This is a genomic window from Maritalea sp. S77 (assembly GCF_049801075.1).
GTDB lineage: Bacteria > Pseudomonadota > Alphaproteobacteria > Rhizobiales > Devosiaceae > Maritalea.
The window spans coordinates 172,537-195,415 of sequence record NZ_JBNAGG010000002.1 but is presented as its reverse complement, the minus strand read 5'-3'; the positions used below and the strand labels follow the sequence as shown (position 1 = coordinate 195,415).

Genomic DNA, 22,879 nt, shown 5'->3' with positions numbered 1-22,879 from the left:
CTCCCATCTATACCCATATAGATAGAGAAAACCAAATTCGGTTCAACCCGAAATTCAAATATAATTACCGTTTAGTACTCAAGTTTTATCTTGGCGAATTGCATATATCTGCCCCAACCTTGTGAGCCGGTCAGGGCAGAGAAAGATTAGGCAAGTTGCTCGATATGCTGCAATGTCGCGAGTGAACCAAGACATGCGGCGACTGCCTCTCGGCCTTTATTTTCCGCATCATTAGAACTGCGTACCACGGCCTGTTCCTGAGTATAAGTGGTCAAAATACCAAAGCAAATCGGCACTTCAGTTTCCAAACTTGCCTCAACAATACCCATGGTGGCACCCAAAGAGATGAACTCAAAATGCGCTGTATCGCCTTTGATAACGCAGCCCAAACAAACCACACCATCATATTGACCAGACTTGGCGAGCTTCTTTGCAATCAGCGGCATTTCAAACGCGCCCGGCGCATCAAAAATATCGGATTCGGCTAACTTCAATCCGGCATCCGCCAGCTCAAGCCGCGCCCCATCCAACAGGCCATGCGTGACTTTGGGATTAAACTGACTCACCACAATCGCCACGCGGGCATTGTCGATGATCGTTGTTTTGCCACGGCTTTTAACTTGCTCAGTCATATTAGATTTTTTCCGGTAGATTATGGTTTAGTTTTTCGCGTTTTGTGGAGAGATAGGCAGCATTTTGCGCAGTTTCACCCACTTGCAAGGGACGCACTTCATTCAATCCAATACCCATATTCTCCAGTGCTTTCGCCTTGGCCGGGTTATTGGACAGCAGGCTGATCTTGTTCAGCCCCAAATCTTTCAAAATGGCCGCTGCAATATCAAATTGACGCGCATCAACAGGCAAGCCAAGCGCACGGTTGGCATCGACTGTGTCCATGCCTTTATCTTGCAACTGATAGGCACGAACCTTGTTGCCAAGACCAATGCCTCGCCCCTCATGGCCACGCAGATAAACCACCACACCGCCATCAGGATGGGCATCGATTTCCGCCATCGCTGCTTGCAATTGCGGCCCGCAATCGCATCGCTTGGACCCGAAAGCATCGCCCGTCAAACATTCAGAATGCACCCGCACTAAAGGGTTATCGCCCAAAGGCTGGCTAAGCAGCGCCACATGCTCTTCGCCACTGCTCACTTCACGATAAGCGACGATTTCGAAATCATTTGCGGCATGGTGGGTGGGCAACTGGCTTTCAGCCACACGCGACACCAATCGCTTTTCATTGCGCGCAGGGCCGCCCAAATGAGCAACAAGTTCGGCGATGGAAAGCATCGGCAAATCATGGCGTTCGGCAAAGCCTTCAAGCTCTTCCCCCTTCGCCATGTGGCCATCTTCACCCATCACTTCGCAGATCACTGCCGCAGGTGTAAGACCTGCCAATTGCATCAAATCCACAGATGCTTCGGTATGGCCGTTGCGCACACGACATCCGCCGTCAGCCGCCCGCAGTGGGAACACATGGCCAGGTGAAACAATCTCACCCGGCAGCACACCAGACTTGATGGCCGTCAAAATGGTTTGCGACCGATCATAAGCGGAAATGCCCGTGGTGATGCCTTCACGCGCTTCGATCGACACGGTGAATGCCGTTGAACGGTTGGCCCGATTTTGCTTGACCATCGGCGGCAAGCCAAGCTTGTCGATTTGCTCACCCAGCATGGGCAAACAGATCAAGCCGCAACCTTCCTTGGCCATAAACCGAATGGTTTCAGGCGTGGCAAACTGTGCTGCCACCACCAAATCGCCTTCATTTTCGCGGTCTTCATCGTCGGTGAGAACGATCATGCCGCCATTTTTCAAATGCTCTACTGCGCGTTGTAACCGAGACATAGCCGCTCCACATATTTTGCAATAACATCATTTTCCACATGGATTTGATCACCCACCTGCCGTGATTGCAGATTGGTGTGGGTCCATGTGTGGGGAATAATGGTCAACCCAATCCGCGCACCGTCCGCATGATCTTCAAGTGTATTGATGGTCAGGCTGATCCCATCCAACGAGATGGAACCTTTCTCAACACAATATCGACCCAAGGATTGCGGCAGTTCCAGCTCAATCAGATGCGCGCCCGCCTTCTCCTCAATGGAAGAAAGGGTGGCAATGCCATCCACATGGCCTTGCACCAAATGGCCGGAAAGCTTTGTTTCCAGCGCGACCGCGCGCTCCAAATTGACCAAATCGCCGACTTGCAAAGCACCTATTGACGTCCGGTCCAAACTTTCAGGGCTGACGTAGAACTCTGCCACGCCAGTTGCATCAAACGTTACCACAGTGAGGCACACGCCATTTACGGCAACGCTTTCGCCCAAGGCCAAATCATCGTAGCTCGTATTGATCTCAAATATGCGCGCACCATCCTCATCACGCAGGGCTTTGATCTTTCCAAGGCGATCAATGATTCCCGAAAACATCGGCGTCTCCTTTATATGTTTTGCCGTTCAATGCGGCTTCGGCATAGGTCGCGCGGATCACGTCCGCATCCGATTGCCGTTGAATGGTGATGTCCAATTGAACTAGATTTTGGTCCCGGCAAGCTGCCGCTAAACTCGGCCCGGCTTCCACCAAAACTTCCATGCATCCACGCTGGCCCAACGCGACGAGGGCCGCTTTCAAATCGGTTGCAATGGTGGGTGAAAAACCTCGACTACGTGCAGCGGCCAGGTAGGTTTGGTCAACACGCCCGCGCCGATCAAGAATGACCAATGGGCGGCGCTTACCTTCAAAATCTTCAACACGCCGAACGGTAAAATGCGGATCGTCGGCCAGCACGGTGCCCGAGCCTGTAATGATTGCATCCGCACGGCGGCGCAGCTTGTGGGCAAATTTAAGGGAAGATGGCCGCGTGAACGTTTTCTCACCAGCAGGTGGGATCATGCTGCCTTGAGCATCCTCCGCCACTTTCAAAGTAACAAAGGGCATTTGGGTGCGGGCATAGTGCAAAAACGGCGCAATCAAACGTTGGCAATCCAAGTCAAAGTCTTGCGCCCAACGCTCCTGAATGTCTGAAAGAAAGTGCACCTCGATGCCGACTTCGCGCAGTTTGCCTGCACCGCCGCCAACAACGCGTGGATTTGAATCTTTCGCGCCGATCCAAACCTCTTTCACACCAGCGTCAATCAACCCATCAACGCAGGGTGGCGTACGGCCATAATGAGCACACGGTTCTAACGTGACGACAGCGGTGTGGGGTTTCACCCCCGGGGGTAACTCCGCAAGCGCGGCACGCTCTGCATGTGGACCACCGGCAGCCTGATGTGCGCCGATAGACAAAATGCCCCCATCCGCATCCAGCAAAGCACAACCCACTGGCGGATTGGGCGCTGTTGCGCCTTCAAAAAGCCGCGCAGCTTTCAAGGCATAGCGAAATGCCTGCCCAACGGGCGTAAACTCTGATGTTGTTTTAACGATTGGTTCTAAATCCATTCGCCCACCTCACATTCATGATAGGGCGAAACACGTGCCAGACGACACGAACGGCATACGCCAAGGCGCACGTCCGCTAAGACAATAGGCGCAATCACCCATTACGGGCGTTGCCTGTCTTTGTTCTCTCACATCCGGACTTTAACCGTCGGCTCCGGAATTACACCGGATCTGCTAGACCCTTCTGGCAGGAGCCAAAAGGCGCTCGCGGGCTGATGGATTTCTCCAATTACCGCCGGTGGGGAATTTCACCCCGCCCCGAGAACAGCCGCACTGCGGCCAATGGCGAAGAACCTACGCCATTTCTTAACAAACGTAAAGACAACAGATTTAGCGCTTTAGTCGAACAATCTATGCGAAGGTAACAGGTTGACGCAAAATGGTTTTTAGCTTTTCCGGCGCGACGCGTCGGGGATCATTCAGATAAATCTCATGATGTTTCATATGCATCTTCAACCCGTGTTCGGGAATAAATTCATGATGTATTTTGTGCAGAATCGGGCCCTCATCATCATAAGAACCCACGTGTAAAACCTGAACACAATCACCCTCATGATAGGTTTCAAGCCGTACTTTGCGCAGCAATGCCTCACTGGTTGGCGGCTCTTTCTTTTTGGCGTTTTTCGCGATGGTCTGCGCCCTTACTTGCTCCAAATGATCTGCGGTCAGCCAATCAGGCTGGCGGATCATCATGGTCCACAACCATTGATCTTTTTGGCGGGTGATAAAGGTGTCCATATCTTCTGCCCACCAAAGCCCCTGCAATGGCCCCACCACAAAATCTTTTTCAAATTCGGTTTTCGACAGAAACTTTAGGCCATAGCTCAACCCATAAAGCGCGGCCAATGAGGTCGGATAGCTCTCCCCCACCGGGCCACCATCCCCATCAATCATCAAATAATTCATGGGTGGCACATCCAGCCGATCAATACGCCCGGCTTTGCCAGAATAAAAAGCCTTATCGCTTTTCTTAAATTCGAGTTTTTCCATGATCAGTCCTCCGCCAACGGCATATAAATATCCGTCAGCAAATCGGCGGGGGCCACTTCGCGTGGATTATTGAGATAATCCTCAACGCAAGGCGCATCGCGCAACTCAACCCCTTGATTGTTCAACCATGTGCCATAAAGCCACCGATAAGCATACGGCATCTCCGCATAGGCACCGCGATAGTGCAGCACCGCATAGCGCCCACCTTCAATTGTACGTTTCTCAAAATGATCCGGCATTTCAACTTCGCCATCAAATACAGCCCCTGCGAACGAGCGTAACTGCGGCTCCGGCACACTGTCCGGATCATCATAATAGGTTGCCATGGAGTGGTTGAGACGCGGCAACAAGCCTGCCTGCCCCACCCAACCAAACACAAGATCAAACGCGCGCCCAATGTGCATATAGCTGCCCTGATGCGGCAGGCCAATCATGGTCATTGGCTCAATCGTTTTGATTTCTACGGGGTACAAATGCCCTTCTCCCTGTTCAATAGCCGCTTGCAATTTCACATGTGCACCTGCACGACGATATTGCGCTGGCGGCTTGCCATAAGTTTGCGTGAAAGCCCGAGAAAAGGCAGCCAAGCTGGAATAGCCTGACCGTTCAGAAATCTCCTCAATTGAGATTTTGCTTTGTGCCAATTGCCCCGCTGCGCGATGCAACCGCAACCGCTTCACAGTGGCCGCAATTGTTTCGCCTTGAATCGCACGATAAACCCGATGCCAATGATAAGGCGACATACACGCCACATCAGCCAGAAGCTGCAAATCAATCGGCTCGTCCAAATGGTCATAAATATAATTGACCACCCGATCGATCCGCTTACGATAGCTAAGCTGCTGTTGGCTCATTTGCATTCTGATCTTTTCCTTTTGACTGGCTCGGGTTACAAGCAAACACAAACGCACTTGATAAATCTTGCGCATTTTGAAATTTGGCTCAACGCGCGGCACTTTCGACCAGAGGGAATACACATGTCGACTTATTTCTATTTTGCATATGGCTCAAACCTTTTAAATGAGCGGTTGCAGAATAGGTGCCCAACGGCCCGCCCTGTCGCCACCGCCTTCGCGCCCAGTTACAGCGTGAATTTCGGCAAGGTCGGTCATGATGACCATGGTGGATCTGGCAAAGGCACCATCTTCAAGACCAATAATGAAGCTGACCGGGTATATGGCGTGGTCTATGAAATGCACATGGAAGAAGCTTCCATCTTGGACCGGATTGAAGGCATTCACCTGACCCTGCCAACCACCTATATTCGCGACGCAAATTTCTTGGTGCAAACTAATCATGGCGACCAATTCCAAACAGTCACCTATATTGCAGAACCAGACACCGCACCGCCAAAACCATACACATGGTATTGGGCGCTTTGCCTTTCTGGGGCCATGCAAAACAACTTGCCGCAACATCATCAGGACCATTTGGCAAGCTTTGACCACATGCCCGATCCCGATCCACAACGCCCCGGCAAACTGGAAGCAGAAATGCTACTCAAAAAGAGTGGTTTTGATCACCTACTGACGGCTGAAAGCGTCTAGGGCAAAGCCATTCATGCGCCCACCGCTGGACTACCAACCGCCCAAAGACCCTTTGAGGGTCATATTCGAAGACGATGATTTGCTGGTGGTGGACAAGCCCTCTGGCCTGCTCACCGTGCCGGGCAAAGCGGAAAATCTGTGGGATTGCCTGGAATATCGTGCGAAGCAATATTGCGCAGATGCACGGATTATCCACCGTCTAGATATGGATACTTCCGGCATTGTGATTTTGGCAAAAAATGCCAATGCCCACCGCCATATCGGGTTGCAATTTGAACGCCGACACACCAGAAAGATTTATCAAGCACTGGCGTGGGGCCATGCGGAAAAGGACGAAGGATTAGTTGACCTTCCCTTGCGTTGCGACTGGCCCAACCGCCCGCTACAATTGGTCGACTTCGCCAAAGGCAAAGCCGCCCAAACACGTTATGAAGTTTTAGAACGCAACGAACGCACCAGTCGATTTGACTTGTTCCCAATAACCGGCCGCTCTCACCAATTGCGGGTGCATCTGCTCGCACTCGGCCATCCCATATTGGGCGATAATTTTTATGCACCTTTATTCGTGCAAGCAGCCCACGACCGCCTTTGCCTGCACGCCCGCTTTCTGGAAGTGCATCACCCCAACGGGGGCGAACGCATTAGCTTTGAATGTGATGTCCCGTTTTAGGCCATTTGATCCGCACGCCTTTCAGCTGCAACAATCTTCGCTTCTGTCAGCCGTGACAATGCATAGAGCAACAGCAACAAGCAAATGAAAGCGGCGACCAGAAATGCGCTGCGCAATGCCCACTCTCGGCCCAAAAAAGGCTCTGCCCATTGCACAACTAAACCGCCCAGCAGCGTGCCAATCGGCATCATCCCCCACCCGAAAAAGCGGTAAACGGCATTCACCCGCCCCAACAAAGCATCCGGGATAACACGTTGCCTGAATGAAACTGTGTGGATGTTCCAACCGACAGTGCCAACCCCGCCAATAAAGATCACAAACCATGCAAACCAAAAACCGTTGGCCAAACCAACAGCAAGATTTTCGAGCACCATTAGACCCATGGCAATGAGCAGGACTTGGCGCATACGCAGCCACTTGCCCAGCCATGGTACCGCAAAGCTGCCCACCACGCCGCCGAGAGCGCCTGCAGTGAGCAATAAGCCATAGCCAGCGGCACCCAATTTCAAGACTTCCTGTGCAAACAACACATAGATGGCAATGCCCATCATAAAAGCAGCATTCACCCCGCCCAAGATAAACGCCAAATCACGCAGCAACGGAAAGCGCCACAGCCAGCCAACCCCTTCTTTCAATTCAGTCATAAAGTGACTTGAAGCAGTGTCGGCCTTGACCTGTCGCACCGGGGCGGCAATCCAAAGCATCATGATGGCGGCAAAGAGAAAGGCAATGGCATTGGTCGCAAGCGGCATAAAAATCGCAACGGCGATAAGAAAGCCTGCCAATGGTGGGCCAGCCAACCCGTTGAGCACCATTTCTACAGCCGAAAACCGCCCATTGGCCGCTTCCAATTGATCGCGCGCCACAATGCTGGGCAATATGGTTTGCCCCGCATTATCGCGTAGCACCTCGCAGACGCCCAAAATCAGCGCAGCCGCATAAAGCGACATCAACAAAAACCAATTCGTAGTGCCGTCGCTGATTTCCCCCAGCAGCCCCCACTGTACAAAAATTGCGGCAAGCAACCCTGTAACCAAGAACCGAACCAAATCCATGCTGATCATGATTTTGCGGCGGTCGAACCGATCTGTGATCACCCCAGCAGGTAGAGAAAAGAAAAACCACGGACTGCGCAAGAACACGGCGACCAAAGCAATGAGCAATGGGTCTCTCGTCAATAAAGATGCGATCCACGGAAAGGCAACAAGCGCAACGCCGTCGGCCAGATTAGAGGCCCCGGCAGCGAACCAAAGCTTTGCAAAATTTCGATTTATCAGCACTAGGCAGAAAATTCTTTGAGTAATTTATTCATTTCAGTTGGATGAGACAGTATGCGCACAGATTTATCAAGTTGAAAAAGCTTGTTCTTAATCTTCGGTGCCCGTTTACGACGAAAGGTCAGCACATAGTTGAGAAATTGAAAGTCAAGCTTCTCAGTGCATCCCGGCGCCAGATCTGGCCGCGTCTGTCCTTTATAATTCCAATACCGTTTGAGCACGCGCCAAACGCAAAGCCATGTGGGAAAATCAAGAAAGATGATCAGATCGGCACGAGGCAAACGAATATCATGGGTTTTGCTATAATTCCCGTCCATCACCCATCGATCCTCTGCACAAAGGGCGGCGACGGTGGCGCGCCAATCATCATGACCTGGCTCCACCCAACCGGGCGAGAAATAATGCTGATCCATATGAACGACAGGCAGGTCAAGCACGGCACCAAGCTTGCGCGCCAAGGTGGATTTACCCGAACCGGAACACCCTAAAATCGCGATACGTTGCATCAACCCCTCCCCCAGAAAAGGAGGCGGGTTTAAACCATCGCCTATTTATTGGCAAGTTGAACCACGGATTTGAAGCGTGGTTGATCTTGTGGCACCAGATTAACAACCTTATAGCCCCGCGCTTCCATATCTTTGAGCAATTGCGGCAGCATTTTCACGGTGCGATGATGAATATCGTGGAACAACACAATGCCCCGACCAGCTTTCGCCATACGTGCCAAGGTGCGTTCGCGCACTTGATCCGGGCTATCGCTGAAATAGTCTTTTGAATCTACGCCCACATCCATAATCACATAGCCGGAATTTTTAACAGCGGTGCGGAGCTGCGCATTTTGCGCCAGATAGGGAAAGCGGAAAAACGGCGCAGGGGTTTTGTTAATCGGCGAAAGGGCCGCCACAACGGGACGCTGGCCGCGTTCAATTTCAGCTAAAGCAGCCGCAACATTCAACTTGGTCAAATCGCCATGGGAATGCGTGTGCAACCCGATTGTGTGGCCACGCTTTGCCACCTCACGCACCAAACCGGGGTGAGATTGCGCAGCGCGTCCCAACATCAAAAACATGGCTTTGACGTCGTGTTCATCTAAAACATCGAGGATTTTTTCGGTTTTCCCAGGGCGTGGGCCATCATCAAAAGTCAAAACAAACTCGCCTTTGGCCAGTTGAATATCCTTTTGCATAGAAACTGAAAGGGTTCGCCCCTCAAGGGCTTGACCGCTCCTCCGCAATTCAAGGTGCGGCGCTATGGACGCCGTTCTTATGGGATCCGTTTCAGGATTAGAATTGCCGGTCAACAGTGTGCGCGCGATCTGCTCTTTTTCGTCGGCTTTTGCGGGCATCTCTTGAGTATATGCAGAGCGACTAGTCGTCGGTCCGCTTTTAGGTGGCTTTGCACATCCACCAAGCATGGCAATAACTGCCAAGCCAACAACCACACCACGCAACTGAACCATCACTCGAACCCAAAATCATGAAATCACACAATTTTTAGTGGGTTTATGGTTAATATTGCGTTGCTATTGGCTTAGATTTGAACGGTTTCGTTCAATACAACCACATCATTTGCTTCAATTGCCGTCATCAATTTCTCAAATGCACGGCGCTCAATCACATACATCTGATCGCCTGAAGGCGTATATATGATTTGCTTCTCAACGCGCGCAAGCGCGTCAAGTAGACTATTATGTTCCATTTCGATGGCCTCGTCGTCGAATATCAAAAATAGGTCTAGGGAAAAATGTCGTCAATTTCGATCAACAAAATTTTTATATCAGAGTAAAAAAATTTTACTAGCAGAATAATTTATATTCTATAGCAAAATTCAAAGATGTGACAAAAATGTAACGAACCTACAGTTACGGTTACATATAGCTGTTCAGACAAAGCTATGATGAAACTAAACTACATCTTTCATGCTTCAGTGTAGCCAATCTTTTTGCTACATAGTTGTTCCCTATTGCATGCGCCAGCCGTATGCCCCCGAAATTGGAGGAAATTATGACGCGTCGCCAACGCTTGGAAACTCTTTTTGCGCAAGCCGCTGGCTATATCGACCAGCAAACAGGCGGCGTGGTGCCTGCAATTCAGCCCTCCACAACATTTGTGCGGGATGAGCAATATGCTCTGCTGCGCGACAACAACATCTATGCCCGCGACGATAATGATATTGTGCGGCTGGCAGAGAAGATTTTGGCCACAGCTGAAAACGCGCAAGATGCGTTGGTGTTTCCCACAGGCATGGCCTCCATCGCTGCCCTGTTCCGCACTATTCGCGCTGGCCAAACCATAATCATGCAATCGCAAATTTATTGGGGCACCACCAAATGGGCGCGAGAGTTTTGCGAACGCCGCGACGTCAAACTGATTGAGCAAGACACCAGCAAAACAGACGAAACCATTGCATTGATCGCGACTGAAAAGCCTGCGCTGGTCTTTATAGAAACACCATCAAACCCTTGGCTGCGCATCACCGACATCCGCGCGCTCGCCGAAGCGACGAAACAAGTAGACGCCATATTGGCAGTCGATTCCACAGCGGCCGGCCCTGCCATTTCCAACCCGCTGGATCTGGGTGCAAATATTGTGATGCATTCCGGCACCAAAAGCATCAATGGTCATTCTGACGTCCTGGCAGGTGTGTTGGCCGTGGACGATGAAACGTGCTCAATCTGGCAAGACATCAAAGTGGACCGCCACGATGCCGGTGCAGTGATTGGCAGCTTTGAAGCCTATTTGCTGATCCGCGGGATGCGGACCTTGCCATTGCGCATGGAACGCATGAGTGAAAATGCCATGGCTGTGGCGAACTATTTGAACAATCATGATCAAGTGGATCATGTGTTCTACCCGGGGCTTAAAAGCCAGGAGGCGCACGACCTGGCCAAATCACAAATGCAAAATGGCTTTGGGCCTCTTCTCTCCTTCACGGTGAAAGGCGACAAGCAACGCGCACTTGATGTTGTGGGCAAAATGAAGCTGTTCAAACGCGCCACATCTTTGGGCGGCGTGGAAAGCTTGGTGGAGCACCGCTATACGATTGAAAGCACTACCGGCATTCCAGAAACGTTGCTGCGCCTTTCTGTCGGCATTGAGCATATCGACGATCTGATTGCAGATCTCGAAACCGCGCTCAGCTAAGCCGATTGCGCCAATAGCTGCTGCGGCGTGCGACCAACCAAAGCAGAGAAGGCTTTGGTGAAGTGCGCCTGATCAAAATAACCAAGGCGATGTGCCAGCTCTGTCAAAGAGCGCTCTTCGCCTTGATTGATGGCGTCCACCGCCTCAATCATCCGATAGCGATCAATTACCCACTTGGGCGACACGCCAATATATTGCGCAAACAACCGCTGCAATTGCCGTGCATTTAGGCCGGATTTCGTGGCCAATTCCGACATGCGCGTCAAATCGGCATCTGCCTCAACCATTTGCACCAAATCGTGCACCTGTTTGGCTTTAGCATCTTCATCAGCTTCAATGGCCGCAAAATGCTGATCCAGCCTTTCTGCCATGTCAGCGGGTTTATCCAAGGCAACAAACTCTGCCTCCAAGGCGCGCAAATCCACGCCCAATGGCGATAGGTTGACCTCATGGCGATCTGTTAGCGTGGCGATGGGTTGCTGCCAAAGCTCATATAAATAGCCGGGCCGAAACTTGAGGCCAATCACGCGCCCCTTTCCTGAGAGTTCATAAAAGAAGCGGTTTGTTTGCACCCCAAATAGGCCAGAGCCCGCTTGCGGGTCTAAAACCAAATGTGCACTCGGGTGTGGCAAATTCTCTTGCCGGTAAACAGGCCGATCTCCCCGATCCCACTCAATCACCCAATAATTTTCAACCCAACGCCCAGCTTCAGCCGAAGGCGCAATGCGCGTCAGGTCAAATTCAGCCATTGAAACATGTTTGGCAATCAAGCCACGGGCCGGGCCAAGATTGGGATCAGATTTTTCCATCAGCTTGTCGCGAAATTACAATTCATCATCAACAGACTTTGCCAAGCTAGGGCCAGATCAACAAGGAAAAACAGCATGAAACTTACGGGCACCTATAGCCATCAATCTTGGGATGAAACCGTGGTCGAGCAGATCAACGACCAACAAAAATTCAGCGAAGCACTGGTGAAAGAAGAGTTTGAAGGCGATCTGCAAGGCAAAGCCAGCATCAAAATGCAGCTCTTTTATTGCGATGAAGGCACCGCAACCTATCATGGGTTTCGCCTGTTTAACGGCAGCCTAAATGGCGAACCGGGCACGCTGACCATTTTGGAAACCGGCACTTGGGCGGCGGACAAAGCCACAACACATTGGCAAATTGTTGAAGGTTCCGGCACGGGCGAATTTGAAGGCGCAACTGGCCAAGGCGGCTATGAAGCGGGACACACCAATAAGGTCAATTGGCACTTGGATATATCGCTTTAGGCCTCATCCTTTGGCGTCAGATAGACCGACAGAAAATAGCAGCTGGCGAAAATCAGCGCCGCCCCCGCCCATTGCAACGGCGTGGGCACATGCGAAAACAGAACGAGGCCCAACAGGGCAGCCCACACCACGCTGGTATTGTCGGTGATCGCAAAAACGCCAACCGGCAATTGCTTCAGCGCAATAACAGACCAGTACCCCGCAAAGGCGCCAACCACGCAAGTTGCAGCCAATATGCCCCACTGGTCAGCGCTCAAAGGTACATATTGCGCAAGGCCCGGAGACAGGATAAGCGCGGCCAAGGAAAGCTGAATAAATGACATCAATATCGGGCCTTCCTTTTGCGTATGAAACTTAAGAAAAGCCAATAAGGTTGCTTCCAAAATTGGCACTGCAATAAGCGCCAAGAGCGGCAAAAGCGAGAGGCTGATCTGCGCAGAGAACAAGCCTTCGCTGACCAAAAACAGCAAAGCCCCGAGCAGCCCCACCAACAAGGCCACGGCAATTTTGCCATCAAATTTTTCGTTGAAAAACACCCCACCATAAAGCGTGCTGATCAACTGCCCGGTCAACGCGAAGGCGGCGACGGTGACAAGGGCAAAGTTGGCGAGTGCAAAATACATGCATAGCGTCACCAGAGCGGCTCCCGCCGCCCGCAACAGATGCAAGCGCCATTGCACACCAGCAAAATGAAGATGCTGCCCCCAAAGGGCAACGACGAAAAAGATCAACGCACTGCCCAGCGTACGCAGAAACGCCACCTGCCCCACAGGCAGGCTAACCACCAGCACCTTCACCAGCGCATCCATCACGGCAAAGGCAAACATGGCCAAAAGCGCCAACCCCAAAGCGGAAGGCTTTATGCGGTGGAGCAACTTGCTCATCGTTTCGGTGTGCGCCGCACTTGTTTGCGCGCAGCAAGCAGACAGGCAACAATGATCATAAAGGCGCCAATCCACGTGGTAAGCGCAGGCACTTCAGCAAAAAAGATAAAGCCAAACAGCGCGGCCCAGAGCAAGGCGGTATTTTCAGTGAGTACAAACACAGAGGCGGGCAAATGTTTGAGCGCCGACACAAACATCAAAAAGCCAAACGCCCCCAAAACACCAACGCCAACCAAGCGGGCGCCCACTTCAACATTGGGTATTTCAAACTGGAAAATCACAAACGGCAAAACACAAATACCGACGAAAGCGGCCTGCAGAAATGTAATCGCAATCGCATCCGCTTGCTTGGTTTGATTTTTCATCACCACCACTCCAAGTGCATAGGCGGCAGGCGCAAAGATCGTCGCAATCCAAGCAAATGTATCATCGCTCAAGGCAATATCGTCACTGCCGCCGCCCAACACAATCACCATGGCCCCAGCAAAGCCCAAAATGGTGCCGAATACGAGCGTTTTGCTGACTTCTTCCTTGAGGAAGATCACGCCCATCAAGCTGACCATCAATGGCGCAGACATGAAAACCGATGTCACCAACACCAGCGGCAATTTGCCGATTGCGTAAAAGAAAGAGTAAGCCGTGGCCCCCACCAACATGGCGCGCAAAAAGTGCCCGGGCAATTGCGCTTTTGTGGGAAAACGTGATCGCTTCGCCAGCACCAACCCACCAAGAATGAGCGCGGCCACAGCCTGACGGAAAAACAGGATTTGGATGGTGGTCACATCTGCGGACAAAGCCTTGATGTTCACATCCATAAAGCTCAAAACAGCGATGGCAGCCACTGCCAAAAGCAGTGCGCGAGGGGTCGATAATTCCATGTTGGCCAACTATAAAAAGAACTGCAGCCCTAATGGTTAGACCAATTTCTAAAAAGCGGCAAGGGAGACTATCCCTCAATTTCCTCGCGCATCATTTCAATCTCAAGCCACTCTTCTCCCGCCGCGTCCAGCTTTTGCTGTGTTGCACCCAGCTCTTCGGTTAGCTTTTGGAACTTTTCAGGCGACTTTGCATAAAGTTCCGGATCGGCCAACTCGCCATTTAATTTCGCAACTTTGGCTTCAAGCTCTTCCATCAGTTTGGGCAAGGTTTCCAGTGCATGTTTATGCTTGAAGCTCAGCTTCTTCTGCGGTTTAGGCGCGGCGGATGCTGTATTGGATTTTGGCTTGTCCTTTTTGGGCTTATCTTCGCGCTTGCGTTGTCCAACCCCATGGCCGCGCAGGGCCACCATGTCAGAATATCCCCCTGCGTATTCATGCCAATGACCACCGCCTTCATGCACCAAAATGGACGTGGCCACGCGGTCCAAAAAGTCACGGTCGTGGCTGACGACGATCACCGTACCATGATAATCGGCCAGCATTTCCTGCAGCAAATCTAGCGTTTCCAAATCCAAATCATTGGTCGGTTCGTCAAGGATCAACAGGTTGGATGGTTGCGCCATGGCTTTGGCCAGCAACACCCGCGCCCGCTCGCCACCTGACAATTTGCCCACCGCAGTGCCTGCTTGCTCCGGCGAGAACAGGAAATCCTTCATATAGCCGACCACATGCTTGGTCTGATCGCCAATGACAATATTGTCACTGCCGCCGCCCGTTAGGCTATCTTTCAGGCTGGTTTCAGGATCAAGCTGGGCCCGCTTCTGGTCCAGCACCGCAATTTCGAGCTTGGTGCCCAATTGCACCTCGCCTTCATCTGGCGTCAGCTCACCTGTGATCAGTTTGATCAATGTGGATTTGCCTGCGCCATTCGGCCCGACAATGCCCAACCGGTCGCCGCGCATCACGCGCAGCGTGAAGTCTTTCACGATGGTCAGATCGCCAAAGTTCTTCGACACATTTTTCACATCGGCAACAATGGCACCGGACTGTTGGCCTTCCGTAGCCTGCATCTTCACATTGCCTGTCGCCCCGCGATGGTCGGCACGTTTCTGTCGCAGATCGGCGAGCTCCGACATGCGGCGCACATTGCGTTTGCGCCGCGCAGTCACGCCATAGCGTACCCAATGCTCCTCGCGCACAATCTGCCGATCCAGCTTGTGCTGTTCCAACTCTTCCTGCGCCAGCAGCTCATCTCGCCATTGCTCAAAATGAGCAAAGCCTTGGCTGGTTTGGCGGGTGCGTCCACGGTCCAGCCATACGGTGGATTGGGTCAAATCTGAAAGGAAGCGTCTATCGTGCGAAATGATCACCATCGCCGATTTCATGCTTTTCAATTCATCTTGCAGCCACTCAATGGCAGGCAAATCCAAATGGTTAGTTGGCTCGTCCAGCAGCAATACATCTGGCTCCGGTGCCAATGTACGGGCAAGCGCCGCGCGGCGTGCCTCGCCGCCTGAAAGACCTTTTGGCGATGCCTCAGGATCAAGCCCCAACTCACCGAGCAAATAGGGCGCACGATATTGATCGTCGCCATCCACCAGACCATCCTGCACATAATCCAACACAGTGTCGTAAGCACTTAAATCTGGCTCTTGTTGCAAATAGCGCCAGGTCACCCCCGGCTGCACAAAGCGCGTGCCGCTATCCGCTTCAACATCGCCTGCCAATATCTTGAGCAAGGTCGACTTGCCAGACCCGTTGCGGCCCACCAACGCAATGCGCTCGCCCGGCGCCACAAATAGCTCCGCCCCTTCCAAAAGCGGGGTACCGCCAAAGGTGAGAAAAATATCTTGAAGTGAAAGAACTGCGCTGGCCATATTGTGTCTACATTCCTGTTTAGGCTCTACTACCATTGATTGACACAATTACAATGGCCAATTGATGCCGCATCAAACGCAAAGGCAGATTTATGAGTGACAATTTAGAGCAATACATTATTGAGGCCGACGAACTGGCCGAAAAGCTAGGGCAAGAAAATCTTGTGATTTTTGATGCCTCCATGCATCTACCCAACGCCAACCGCGACGCTGCAAAAGAATTTGAAGAATGGCACATCCCCGGCGCTTTGTTCTATTCGATCAAAGAACTTTCTGATCCAAATTCCAGCCTTTCACACACCATGCCCAGCGCCCATTTCTTCGAAGCGCAAATGCAAAAGCTGGGCGTAAATAATGACGATGAAATCATAGTTTATGACACACAAGGCTTGTTCTCTGCCGCTCGCGCCTGGTGGATGCTAACCCAAATGGGCGCGCAAAATGTACGCATTCTCAATGGCGGCTTTCCATTTTGGGACCAAAAGGGACTGCCAACGGAAGGCGGCAAATCCGCCCCAAAAGAAGCAGGCAATTTTTCCGCCAAGTTCGATGTGCACAAAGTAGCGCCGTTCGATGAGTTGCTGGAGCTGGTGAACAAAGGCGACCAAAGCTGCAATATTCTCGATGCGCGCGGCCCCGGCCGCTTTAAAGGCGAAACTGACGAGCCGCGAGAAGGCATGCGCGCCGGCCATATGCCCGGCGCAGAAAATCTGCACTATGCAAGATTTTTAGATGACGACGGCAGGCTGCTGCCAAAGGCCGAGCTCGCCCGCATCGTGAACGAGAAATTCGACAGCACCAAACCCACGATCGCCACGTGTGGCTCTGGCGTCACCGCCTGTGTGATCCTGCTGGTGCTCGAAATTTTGGGCCACAAAAACACCCGGCTTTATGATGGCTCTTGGTCCGAATGGGGCGCACGCCCGGAAACACCAATCGTGAAGGGCTAGACAAGCGCACCAAGAATCTATATTGCAAATGTTTATAAAACAAACTTTTGCAATATAGGCGCATGTCACTCACCGATTTAGAACAAAGATTATTGGCCGCGATCACCGCGCACCCCTATGCCAGCCAGAAAGAACTGGGCGAGCAATTGGGCGTGGCACGAGCAACTGTGGCTAATTATATTGAGCGCCTGCAGGCCAAGGGCTTCATCTTGGGTCGCGCCTATATTGTGGCGCAACAGCAAAGCATTTTATGCATTGGCGGCGCGGTGATGGACCGGGTGCTTAAGCTCAAGGAGCCCGGCATTTTGGAAACATCCAACCCGGCCAGCGCAGAGGAAACCCGCGGCGGCGTAGCCCGCAATGTAGCGGAAAATCTAGCGCGGTTGGGTGAAGCCACCAAACTGCTGTCTATTGTTGGCGACGACGGTGCGGCAGATGCGCTGATAAGCGCCACAGCAGAAAGCGGCGTTGATTTAAGCCACATGGTGCGCAGCACCAATGGCACCACCGGCACCTACACCGCGATCATGCAGCCGAATGGCAGCCTATATCTCGGCGTGGCCGATATGGACATTTTCAACCAGATGGATGCCCAATTTATCCAATCCAATATTGGATTGGTGAGCGGTGCAGCGCTGGTATTTGCCGACACAAACTTGCCTGCAGACGGGTTGGCAAAGCTGATCACCCATTGCCGCGATCAACAGATCCAACTGGCCATCGACAGCGTGTCTATTCCCAAGTTCAAACGCTTGCCGCAAGATTTGTCTGGCGTCAGCTATCTCTTCTGCAACAAAGATGAAGCGGCAGCGACCACTGGTGAACAAGAGCCGCACGCCATATTGGATGCATTGCTCGCCCGCGGCGCGACACACGCCATTATGACCGATGGCGCAAATGGCGTTTATCTGGCGGCAAAAAGCGATCAACCCAACAATATGCAGCACCTTGCCGTGCCTGCCGCCGAAATTGTGGACGTTTCAGGCGCGGGCGATGCCTTTGTGGCGGGCACGCTGCATGGCCTTAATCAACAACGCCCGCTCAGCCAAGCGGCCCAGTTTGGCATTGGCGCGGCGCAACACACCTTAAAATCCACCTTGCGCAACAGCCCCGACCTCTCCCATGCGGCGGTTGAAACATTCGCACAGCAGCATATTCAATAAGGATTCCTCCCATGAATTTTGATCTTCAATTTGGCGCACATGTTGCCGAAGCCCTCCGCAACGACACCCCAATCGTGGCACTTGAAACCACCGTGGTAACCCACGGCATGGCCTATCCCAGCAATCTCGAAACTGCCTTGGCCATGGAAAACGCCGTGAAAGAAGCGGGCGCCTGTCCGGCGACTTTGGGCATTGTGAACGGGCAAGTCACCGTTGGCCTGTCTGAAGAGCAGCTCAAGGATTTCGCCACAAGTGAACGCGGATCAATCGCCAAATGCTCGCGCCGCGACTTCGCGCCCCTGTTGGGCAAAAAACAGTCTGGCTCGCTCACCGTGGCGGGCACCATGATCGTGGCCGCAGCGGCAAAGATCGATATTTTTGCCACCGGCGGCATTGGCGGCGTACATCGCGGCCACCCATATGACGTATCTGCAGACCTCACCGAACTGGGCAAAACCCCGGTTGCCGTGGTGTGCGCTGGCGCCAAGTCAATCCTCGACCTACCGCTGACATTAGAAGTGCTGGAAACCCAAGGCGTACCAATCGTCGGTTATCAAACCGCGAACCTGCCCGCCTTCTACACCCGCGATAGCGGCATGGCCCTGCCCCACAGTGTGGAGAATGTGAACGAAGCTGCCGCCACCTTTAATGCTTGGCGAGACTTGGGCGCGGATAGCGGCTTGCTGTTCACCAACCCGGTGCCGGAAGCCGACGCCTTGAGCAATGATGAGATGGAAACCATTATCGATAAAGCCATCGCCGAAGCTGACGCCAATGGCGTGAAAGGCGCGGCTGTGACGCCATTTGTTTTGGGTAAAGTGGTGGAATTGAGCGGTGGCCGTTCACTCAAAGCCAACATTGCGCTATTGATCAACAATGCGAAGCTGGCCGGGGAGATTGCCATCGCCGCAACGGGATAGAAAAATGGGGCCAAATGCTTGTGAATGATCAGCAAAATCTAAAAGCTATCAGCCCTATTTTGAAATATTCATTGATCACAGGCGTTGCCCTTTTGCTGGGGCTGCGCCTTTTCTTTTGGCTCAGCGGCAACATGGTGGCCGACGAAGCCTATTATTGGATGTGGTCGCAACATCCGGCCATTTCCTATTATGACCATCCGCCGCTGAATGCGTGGATTCTTTGGCTTGCCTCAAAACTGTTCGGCTGGAACGTGCTGGCGCTGCGCATTGGTCCCATCCTAACTTTTCTGGCAGACATTTGGATCTTGTGGGCCATCTCCAAACAGATCAGCGACCAGCCAAAACAGCATTTTGCGCTCACGCTGACCCTGTTTTTAGCCACCCCAATTTTCCTCACCATGACCATGCTGGCGCTGCCCGACCATTTGATGGTGATGCTGTTGCTCTTGGCCTTGCTGTGCTTCATCAAATTCTTCAAAGCGATGGAAATGGGCGCACATGTTTGGACCTGGCTCTATGCAGCTTGTATATGCGTGGGCTTGGCCACATTGGCAAAATATAACGCGGTGCTGCTGGGCGCTGGAGCGTTTCTTTATGCCCTCACCAACAAACACGCCCGCTCTATATTTAAACACTGGCAAAGCTACGCCGCCTTCGCGCTTTTCCTGTTGGTGGTTGGTCCCGAAATTTATTGGAACATCAACACCAACGCTTCATCCATCACCTTTATTCTGCGCGACCGCCATGCGGGCCTGCCCACAGAGAACAATTTTAGCGGCCTGATCGGCTATTTGGGCGGGATGATCGGGTTCCTTTCCCCCTTCCTGCTGTGGCCGCTGGCCAAAAGCCTTTGGCCAACCAGCAAAAACATCCCGCAGCTTGGGTTGGCACGGTGTATCTTTTGGGTCTCAACCCTCTTGTTTTTGGCGCTGTCGCTCACCACTGACATCATGTTCCATTGGAACCTAGTGGCCTATATCGCCATCCTGCCGTTCCTGGCCCACTTTATCCGTTGGGGCTGGCTGCTGTTTTCCCATATCGCCTATGGTGTCCTGCTGGCCGCGATCATCGCGTATAATTTCGGGGCGCTGCCGATCCGCACTTATTTCAGCACTGCAGATTATTTCTCGGCACGATCTTTCGGTTGGAAAGAAACAGCGGAATGGGTTGAAGAACTACGCTTGGTGCACGAGCCAGATTTTATTGTCGGTACGCACTACACGATCAGCTCACCGCTGGGCTTTGCCTTGCAAAATCCAGATGTAACGGACCTTGGTGCTGCCCATTCGCAATTCCGCTATTGGTTTGCCGCACCGAAACATCTGGGTGACAATGCACTCATCATCACTCATTCAGGCAAGGGGTTAGGCGCAGAGCTTGAAACGCGGTTTGAGCAAGTGGAACTGCTCGATACAATCGAGATTTATCGCCAAGGCTATCTAGTGGAAAAGCGACAAGCCTACTTAGCGACAGGCTTTAAAAATTAGGCAAAGAAAATGGGTGCCCAACTTGCGTTAAAAGCACCCATTAAAGTTGAAAGCGTGGCTACTCCTAGCGCGCTTTGATCGGGTCACGCCATGCAATGGCTTTGCTGGCGGGGTAGCACCCCACCGCGACCTTCTTAGAATAGTTGCCAGAGATAATTTTCACTTGGCCGTTTGAGCATTTGCCCATCACCACGCCCACATGGTTGCGCATCACCATGATCGAGCCGACTTTGGCCGTTTTCGTGTTCTTACCATAGGACGCAAAATCGCGAGCGCGGTTTGAGCCGCGGGAAGAAAATCCAGCGCGCGCCAAAATCTGGTCCATATAGCAAGCGCACCATTTAGAGGGGCACCCTTTAGGACGTCGCTGTCCCAAATCTTTTTCCATCAGTTTGATCAAAGGGGTAGCCTGAACTGGCGCAGCCGCAACAACGGGCAACGCAAGCGCAATCGCAGCAATCGCCGCGCGAATAGTCATCTTCATCATGTAGTTTGTTCACCAAGTGGGCCGCAGAGCGCCCTTTATCCAATCGTTAGTCCAACGCACCAACCAGCGGGCACGCACGAGAGAAACCGCGCCTGAACGCGAGAGCCCGCCATCTGACGCCCGAATGTGTCAAAAATGTGGACCCCTTGACGGTGCGGCGCAAAACAGATCGAATGAGTAAAAATTCCTTCCTTTCGCGCAACAATCGAGGCCTTTATGCAACAATATGATGTGATCGTGGTGGGCCTAGGCGCTATGGGTAGCGCTGCCACTTACCAATTGGCAAAAATGGGTGCAAAAACGCTAGGGCTTGATCGGTACACGCCGCCCCATATTCACGGGTCTACCCACGGGGAAAGCCGCCTCACCCGCCAAGCCATCGGCGAAGGCTTTGCTTATGTTACCTTCGTGTTGCGGTCCCATGAGATTTGGCGCGAAATCGAAGCCGAAACGGGCGACGATCTGTTGCATCAAATTGGCGCCCTGATGATCTCGAGCGACCAAGCCGCCGAGACCAATGCTAAAAAAGGCTTTCTGGACACAACTGAAGCGGCGGCAAAGAAATTCAATATTGAACATGAACTGCTGTCACCAAATGACGTGCGCAATCGCTTTCCCAACTTTTTAATCAGCGACAACGAACGCGCCTATTATGAACCCGGCGCCGGATATTTACGCGCCGAGCAATGCGTCGACAGCCAACTTAAACTGGCGAAAAAGCATGGGGCGGATCTGCAATATGGCACGGTGGTGGAGCAAATCCTCCCCCAACGCGACGGCACAGTGAAAGTGCGCACTTCAACTGAGGAATATGACGCTGCCAAAGTGATCCTAAGCGCCGGACCATGGGTTAGGTCTTTCCTTTCCGAGAAATGGCACAATATTTTCCAACCCACGCGCCAGGTGTTGCATTGGTTGGACATTGAACCTGACCATCAGGCCGCATGGAAAAACAGCCCAGCATTCGCTTGGCCCCATGGCGAAAAACCCGACGATTTCTTTTATGGCATGCCTTCTTTAGCGGCGGCACATCAGTTTAAAATGGCCTCAGAATTTTACGGCGAACCCACCGCGCCAGAGGAAACCAATCGCGATGTGTCCAAGGCGGAGCAAGACGCCTTTTATGCACGCCATCCACAAAATCGATTGCTGGGCTTAAACCCGAACGTCGTGCGATCCGCAACGTGCCTCTATACCGCCGCGCCTGACGGCCATTTTATTATGGATGATCATCCTGAAATGGAAAATGTGTTTCTGGTGTCACCCTGCTCTGGCCATGGTTTCAAACATAGCGCCGCCATTGGCGAGATGTTGGCACAGCTCATGACAAAGGGCGAAACGTCCTTTGACATTTCGCCCTTCTCATTGTCGCGATTTAGCGTCGCTTAGCTGGTAAACATGCGCGTGATGTAAAACCCTGCGGCGGCCGATGTCGCCGTAAGGGTCGCGCCCCAAATCATGTCTACAATTGCCACAGAAATTGGCCAGTTTTTCAGCGTTGCAAAATTGGTCATGTCGTACGTGCCGTAAGCCAGCAAACCGAGCAACGCACCTGAGATTAAGGCAGGCACAACCGAGCCTGCTTTCAATGCCGGTAGCACAGCAAAATAAACAATGCCGACAACATAGAAAATGTAGAACACGCCGGCGGCGGCAAAGTTAGGACTGTCCGCCATCAAATGGCTAATGCGCTCAAAGTAAAAAGTGCGCGCAACATAGCTGAGCCAGACGAAATCGATCCCCAAAAATACGATCAGCGTAGCGATGTAAGCAATAATGTTGGTCATGTGAATGCTCCTATTGCGCTAACTACGCCAATAACAGCCCCAATGGATCACAGTTGGGCGGAATATTCCTTAGATATATTCAAATTAATTTGGTGATC

The 22,879-nt window shown here is 52.3% G+C and carries 25 protein-coding genes and 1 riboswitch; of the genes, 9 read left to right on the top strand and 16 right to left on the bottom strand.

The window, feature by feature from the left end; all coding sequences use genetic code 11:
* Positions 1 to 146: 146 nt before the first annotated feature.
* From ribH to ACP15Y_RS08610, 6 genes are all read right to left on the bottom strand, one after another.
* Entirely contained in the window at positions 147 to 632 is a 486-nt protein-coding gene (ribH, locus tag ACP15Y_RS08635; RefSeq protein WP_424982657.1) for a 6,7-dimethyl-8-ribityllumazine synthase, read from the bottom strand.
* Position 633: 1 nt separating this feature from the next.
* Positions 634 to 1,851 (bottom strand): 3,4-dihydroxy-2-butanone-4-phosphate synthase, encoded by a 1,218-nt coding sequence (gene ribB, locus ACP15Y_RS08630; RefSeq protein ID WP_424982656.1) that lies wholly within the window; start codon positions 1,849 to 1,851, stop codon positions 634 to 636.
* Positions 1,827 to 2,435, bottom strand: coding sequence for a riboflavin synthase (locus tag ACP15Y_RS08625; RefSeq protein ID WP_424982655.1), 609 nt, complete (start codon positions 2,433 to 2,435; stop codon positions 1,827 to 1,829). The genes ribB and ACP15Y_RS08625 overlap by 25 nt, the downstream gene beginning before the upstream one ends.
* Positions 2,416 to 3,447 (bottom strand): bifunctional diaminohydroxyphosphoribosylaminopyrimidine deaminase/5-amino-6-(5-phosphoribosylamino)uracil reductase RibD, encoded by a 1,032-nt coding sequence (gene ribD / locus ACP15Y_RS08620; protein WP_424982654.1) that lies wholly within the window; start codon positions 3,445 to 3,447, stop codon positions 2,416 to 2,418. The genes ACP15Y_RS08625 and ribD overlap by 20 nt, the downstream gene beginning before the upstream one ends.
* 118 nt (positions 3,448 to 3,565) lie before the next feature.
* Positions 3,566 to 3,717: riboswitch (FMN riboswitch) on the bottom strand.
* A gap of 81 nt (positions 3,718 to 3,798) precedes the next feature.
* On the bottom strand, positions 3,799 to 4,437 hold the full coding sequence (locus ACP15Y_RS08615) for a GyrI-like domain-containing protein (protein WP_424982653.1): 639 nt from the start codon (positions 4,435 to 4,437) through the stop codon (positions 3,799 to 3,801).
* A gap of 2 nt (positions 4,438 to 4,439) precedes the next feature.
* Positions 4,440 to 5,297: an AraC family transcriptional regulator gene (locus ACP15Y_RS08610; protein ID WP_424982652.1), complete on the bottom strand. Its 858-nt coding sequence runs from the start codon at positions 5,295 to 5,297 to the stop codon at positions 4,440 to 4,442.
* 117 nt (positions 5,298 to 5,414) lie between these two features.
* On the opposite strand from ACP15Y_RS08610, the gene ACP15Y_RS08605 reads away from it, so the two are divergent.
* Together ACP15Y_RS08605 and ACP15Y_RS08600 are read left to right on the top strand one after the other, a co-directional pair.
* Positions 5,415 to 5,984 (top strand): gamma-glutamylcyclotransferase family protein, encoded by a 570-nt coding sequence (locus ACP15Y_RS08605; RefSeq protein WP_424982651.1) that lies wholly within the window; start codon positions 5,415 to 5,417, stop codon positions 5,982 to 5,984.
* A 13-nt stretch (positions 5,985 to 5,997) separates the two neighbouring features.
* Positions 5,998 to 6,654: a pseudouridine synthase gene (locus ACP15Y_RS08600; RefSeq protein ID WP_424982650.1), complete on the top strand. Its 657-nt coding sequence runs from the start codon at positions 5,998 to 6,000 to the stop codon at positions 6,652 to 6,654.
* On the opposite strand, the gene ACP15Y_RS08595 is transcribed toward ACP15Y_RS08600, so the two are convergent.
* The 4 genes from ACP15Y_RS08595 to ACP15Y_RS08580 all read right to left on the bottom strand — a co-directional run bounded on the left by ACP15Y_RS08595 (position 6,651) and on the right by ACP15Y_RS08580 (position 9,629).
* A complete protein-coding gene (locus ACP15Y_RS08595) occupies positions 6,651 to 7,934 on the bottom strand; it encodes an MFS transporter (protein WP_424982649.1) in 1,284 nt (427 codons plus the stop codon). The two genes, ACP15Y_RS08600 and ACP15Y_RS08595, sit on opposite strands and share 4 nt — an antisense overlap.
* The gene (locus tag ACP15Y_RS08590; RefSeq protein WP_424982648.1) at positions 7,934 to 8,437 is read right to left on the bottom strand and encodes a topology modulation protein; all 504 of its coding nucleotides are present in this window, start codon (positions 8,435 to 8,437) and stop codon (positions 7,934 to 7,936) included. The genes ACP15Y_RS08595 and ACP15Y_RS08590 overlap by 1 nt, the downstream gene beginning before the upstream one ends.
* A gap of 41 nt (positions 8,438 to 8,478) precedes the next feature.
* Complete coding sequence (locus ACP15Y_RS08585) at positions 8,479 to 9,390, bottom strand: polysaccharide deacetylase family protein (protein ID WP_424982647.1); 912 nt, start codon at positions 9,388 to 9,390, stop codon at positions 8,479 to 8,481.
* A gap of 71 nt (positions 9,391 to 9,461) precedes the next feature.
* On the bottom strand, positions 9,462 to 9,629 hold the full coding sequence (locus ACP15Y_RS08580; protein ID WP_424982646.1) for a hypothetical protein: 168 nt from the start codon (positions 9,627 to 9,629) through the stop codon (positions 9,462 to 9,464).
* Between the two features lie 305 nt (positions 9,630 to 9,934).
* Here ACP15Y_RS08580 and ACP15Y_RS08575 point away from each other — a divergent pair, with 305 nt between their 5' ends.
* On the top strand, positions 9,935 to 11,074 hold the full coding sequence (locus ACP15Y_RS08575; RefSeq protein ID WP_424982645.1) for a trans-sulfuration enzyme family protein: 1,140 nt from the start codon (positions 9,935 to 9,937) through the stop codon (positions 11,072 to 11,074).
* On the opposite strand, the gene ACP15Y_RS08570 is transcribed toward ACP15Y_RS08575, so the two are convergent.
* Positions 11,071 to 11,883 carry an AraC family transcriptional regulator gene (locus ACP15Y_RS08570; protein ID WP_424982644.1) on the bottom strand — a complete coding sequence of 271 codons (813 nt, stop codon included), beginning with the start codon at positions 11,881 to 11,883 and terminating at the stop codon, positions 11,071 to 11,073. The genes ACP15Y_RS08575 and ACP15Y_RS08570 overlap by 4 nt on opposite strands.
* 75 nt (positions 11,884 to 11,958) lie before the next feature.
* Here ACP15Y_RS08570 and ACP15Y_RS08565 point away from each other — a divergent pair, with 75 nt between their 5' ends.
* The gene (locus ACP15Y_RS08565; RefSeq protein WP_424982643.1) at positions 11,959 to 12,348 is read left to right on the top strand and encodes a DUF3224 domain-containing protein; all 390 of its coding nucleotides are present in this window, start codon (positions 11,959 to 11,961) and stop codon (positions 12,346 to 12,348) included.
* Here ACP15Y_RS08565 and ACP15Y_RS08560 read toward each other — a convergent pair.
* From ACP15Y_RS08560 to ACP15Y_RS08550, 3 genes are all read right to left on the bottom strand, one after another.
* Positions 12,345 to 13,232, bottom strand: a complete 888-nt coding sequence (locus tag ACP15Y_RS08560; RefSeq protein WP_424982642.1) for a DMT family transporter — start codon at positions 13,230 to 13,232, stop codon at positions 12,345 to 12,347. The genes ACP15Y_RS08565 and ACP15Y_RS08560 overlap by 4 nt on opposite strands.
* On the bottom strand, positions 13,229 to 14,110 hold the full coding sequence (locus tag ACP15Y_RS08555) for a DMT family transporter (protein WP_424982641.1): 882 nt from the start codon (positions 14,108 to 14,110) through the stop codon (positions 13,229 to 13,231). Before ACP15Y_RS08555 ends, ACP15Y_RS08560 begins: the two co-directional genes overlap by 4 nt.
* A gap of 68 nt (positions 14,111 to 14,178) precedes the next feature.
* Positions 14,179 to 15,987 (bottom strand): ABC-F family ATP-binding cassette domain-containing protein, encoded by a 1,809-nt coding sequence (locus tag ACP15Y_RS08550; RefSeq protein WP_424982640.1) that lies wholly within the window; start codon positions 15,985 to 15,987, stop codon positions 14,179 to 14,181.
* A gap of 92 nt (positions 15,988 to 16,079) precedes the next feature.
* Between ACP15Y_RS08550 and sseA the strand changes: the two genes are divergently transcribed.
* The 4 genes from sseA (at position 16,080) to ACP15Y_RS08530 (ending at position 20,507) form a co-directional block, all read left to right on the top strand.
* Entirely contained in the window at positions 16,080 to 16,937 is an 858-nt protein-coding gene (gene sseA / locus ACP15Y_RS08545; protein ID WP_424982639.1) for a 3-mercaptopyruvate sulfurtransferase, read from the top strand.
* Positions 16,938 to 16,999: 62 nt separating this feature from the next.
* The gene (locus ACP15Y_RS08540) at positions 17,000 to 18,100 is read left to right on the top strand and encodes a PfkB family carbohydrate kinase (protein ID WP_424982638.1); all 1,101 of its coding nucleotides are present in this window, start codon (positions 17,000 to 17,002) and stop codon (positions 18,098 to 18,100) included.
* Positions 18,101 to 18,111: 11 nt separating this feature from the next.
* Positions 18,112 to 19,020, top strand: a complete 909-nt coding sequence (locus tag ACP15Y_RS08535; RefSeq protein ID WP_424982637.1) for a pseudouridine-5'-phosphate glycosidase — start codon at positions 18,112 to 18,114, stop codon at positions 19,018 to 19,020.
* A 14-nt stretch (positions 19,021 to 19,034) separates the two neighbouring features.
* Positions 19,035 to 20,507, top strand: a complete 1,473-nt coding sequence (locus tag ACP15Y_RS08530; protein WP_424982636.1) for a glycosyltransferase family 39 protein — start codon at positions 19,035 to 19,037, stop codon at positions 20,505 to 20,507.
* Between the two features lie 64 nt (positions 20,508 to 20,571).
* Here ACP15Y_RS08530 and ACP15Y_RS08525 read toward each other — a convergent pair whose 3' ends face one another.
* Positions 20,572 to 20,994, bottom strand: coding sequence for a CHAP domain-containing protein (locus tag ACP15Y_RS08525; RefSeq protein WP_424982635.1), 423 nt, complete (start codon positions 20,992 to 20,994; stop codon positions 20,572 to 20,574).
* A 216-nt stretch (positions 20,995 to 21,210) separates the two neighbouring features.
* Between ACP15Y_RS08525 and solA the strand changes: the two genes are divergently transcribed.
* Positions 21,211 to 22,383: an N-methyl-L-tryptophan oxidase gene (gene solA / locus ACP15Y_RS08520; RefSeq protein WP_424982634.1), complete on the top strand. Its 1,173-nt coding sequence runs from the start codon at positions 21,211 to 21,213 to the stop codon at positions 22,381 to 22,383.
* On the opposite strand, the gene ACP15Y_RS08515 is transcribed toward solA, so the two are convergent.
* The gene (locus ACP15Y_RS08515) at positions 22,380 to 22,781 is read right to left on the bottom strand and encodes a DUF2177 family protein (protein ID WP_424982633.1); all 402 of its coding nucleotides are present in this window, start codon (positions 22,779 to 22,781) and stop codon (positions 22,380 to 22,382) included. The genes solA and ACP15Y_RS08515 overlap by 4 nt on opposite strands.
* Positions 22,782 to 22,879 lie beyond the last annotated feature (98 nt).

Bases quoted from the DNA above. Each gene is read 5' to 3' on its own strand.
- ribH (WP_424982657.1), bottom strand. From the start codon at position 632: ATGACTGAGCAAGTTAAAAGCCGTGGCAAAACAACGATCATCGACAAT.
- ribB (WP_424982656.1), bottom strand. From the start codon at position 1,851: ATGTCTCGGTTACAACGCGCAGTAGAGCATTTGAAAAATGGCGGCATG.
- ACP15Y_RS08625 (WP_424982655.1), bottom strand. From the start codon at position 2,435: ATGTTTTCGGGAATCATTGATCGCCTTGGAAAGATCAAAGCCCTGCGT.
- ribD (WP_424982654.1), bottom strand. From the start codon at position 3,447: ATGGATTTAGAACCAATCGTTAAAACAACATCAGAGTTTACGCCCGTT.
- ACP15Y_RS08615 (WP_424982653.1), bottom strand. From the start codon at position 4,437: ATGGAAAAACTCGAATTTAAGAAAAGCGATAAGGCTTTTTATTCTGGC.
- ACP15Y_RS08610 (WP_424982652.1), bottom strand. From the start codon at position 5,297: ATGCAAATGAGCCAACAGCAGCTTAGCTATCGTAAGCGGATCGATCGG.
- ACP15Y_RS08605 (WP_424982651.1), top strand. From the start codon at position 5,415: ATGTCGACTTATTTCTATTTTGCATATGGCTCAAACCTTTTAAATGAG.
- ACP15Y_RS08600 (WP_424982650.1), top strand. From the start codon at position 5,998: ATGCGCCCACCGCTGGACTACCAACCGCCCAAAGACCCTTTGAGGGTC.
- ACP15Y_RS08590 (WP_424982648.1), bottom strand. From the start codon at position 8,437: ATGCAACGTATCGCGATTTTAGGGTGTTCCGGTTCGGGTAAATCCACC.
- ACP15Y_RS08585 (WP_424982647.1), bottom strand. From the start codon at position 9,390: ATGGTTCAGTTGCGTGGTGTGGTTGTTGGCTTGGCAGTTATTGCCATG.
- ACP15Y_RS08580 (WP_424982646.1), bottom strand. From the start codon at position 9,629: ATGGAACATAATAGTCTACTTGACGCGCTTGCGCGCGTTGAGAAGCAA.
- ACP15Y_RS08575 (WP_424982645.1), top strand. From the start codon at position 9,935: ATGACGCGTCGCCAACGCTTGGAAACTCTTTTTGCGCAAGCCGCTGGC.
- ACP15Y_RS08570 (WP_424982644.1), bottom strand. From the start codon at position 11,883: ATGGAAAAATCTGATCCCAATCTTGGCCCGGCCCGTGGCTTGATTGCC.
- ACP15Y_RS08565 (WP_424982643.1), top strand. From the start codon at position 11,959: ATGAAACTTACGGGCACCTATAGCCATCAATCTTGGGATGAAACCGTG.
- ACP15Y_RS08560 (WP_424982642.1), bottom strand. From the start codon at position 13,232: ATGAGCAAGTTGCTCCACCGCATAAAGCCTTCCGCTTTGGGGTTGGCG.
- ACP15Y_RS08555 (WP_424982641.1), bottom strand. From the start codon at position 14,110: ATGGAATTATCGACCCCTCGCGCACTGCTTTTGGCAGTGGCTGCCATC.
- ACP15Y_RS08550 (WP_424982640.1), bottom strand. From the start codon at position 15,987: ATGGCCAGCGCAGTTCTTTCACTTCAAGATATTTTTCTCACCTTTGGC.
- sseA (WP_424982639.1), top strand. From the start codon at position 16,080: ATGAGTGACAATTTAGAGCAATACATTATTGAGGCCGACGAACTGGCC.
- ACP15Y_RS08540 (WP_424982638.1), top strand. From the start codon at position 17,000: ATGTCACTCACCGATTTAGAACAAAGATTATTGGCCGCGATCACCGCG.
- ACP15Y_RS08535 (WP_424982637.1), top strand. From the start codon at position 18,112: ATGAATTTTGATCTTCAATTTGGCGCACATGTTGCCGAAGCCCTCCGC.
- ACP15Y_RS08530 (WP_424982636.1), top strand. From the start codon at position 19,035: ATGCTTGTGAATGATCAGCAAAATCTAAAAGCTATCAGCCCTATTTTG.
- ACP15Y_RS08525 (WP_424982635.1), bottom strand. From the start codon at position 20,994: ATGATGAAGATGACTATTCGCGCGGCGATTGCTGCGATTGCGCTTGCG.
- solA (WP_424982634.1), top strand. From the start codon at position 21,211: ATGCAACAATATGATGTGATCGTGGTGGGCCTAGGCGCTATGGGTAGC.
- ACP15Y_RS08515 (WP_424982633.1), bottom strand. From the start codon at position 22,781: ATGACCAACATTATTGCTTACATCGCTACGCTGATCGTATTTTTGGGG.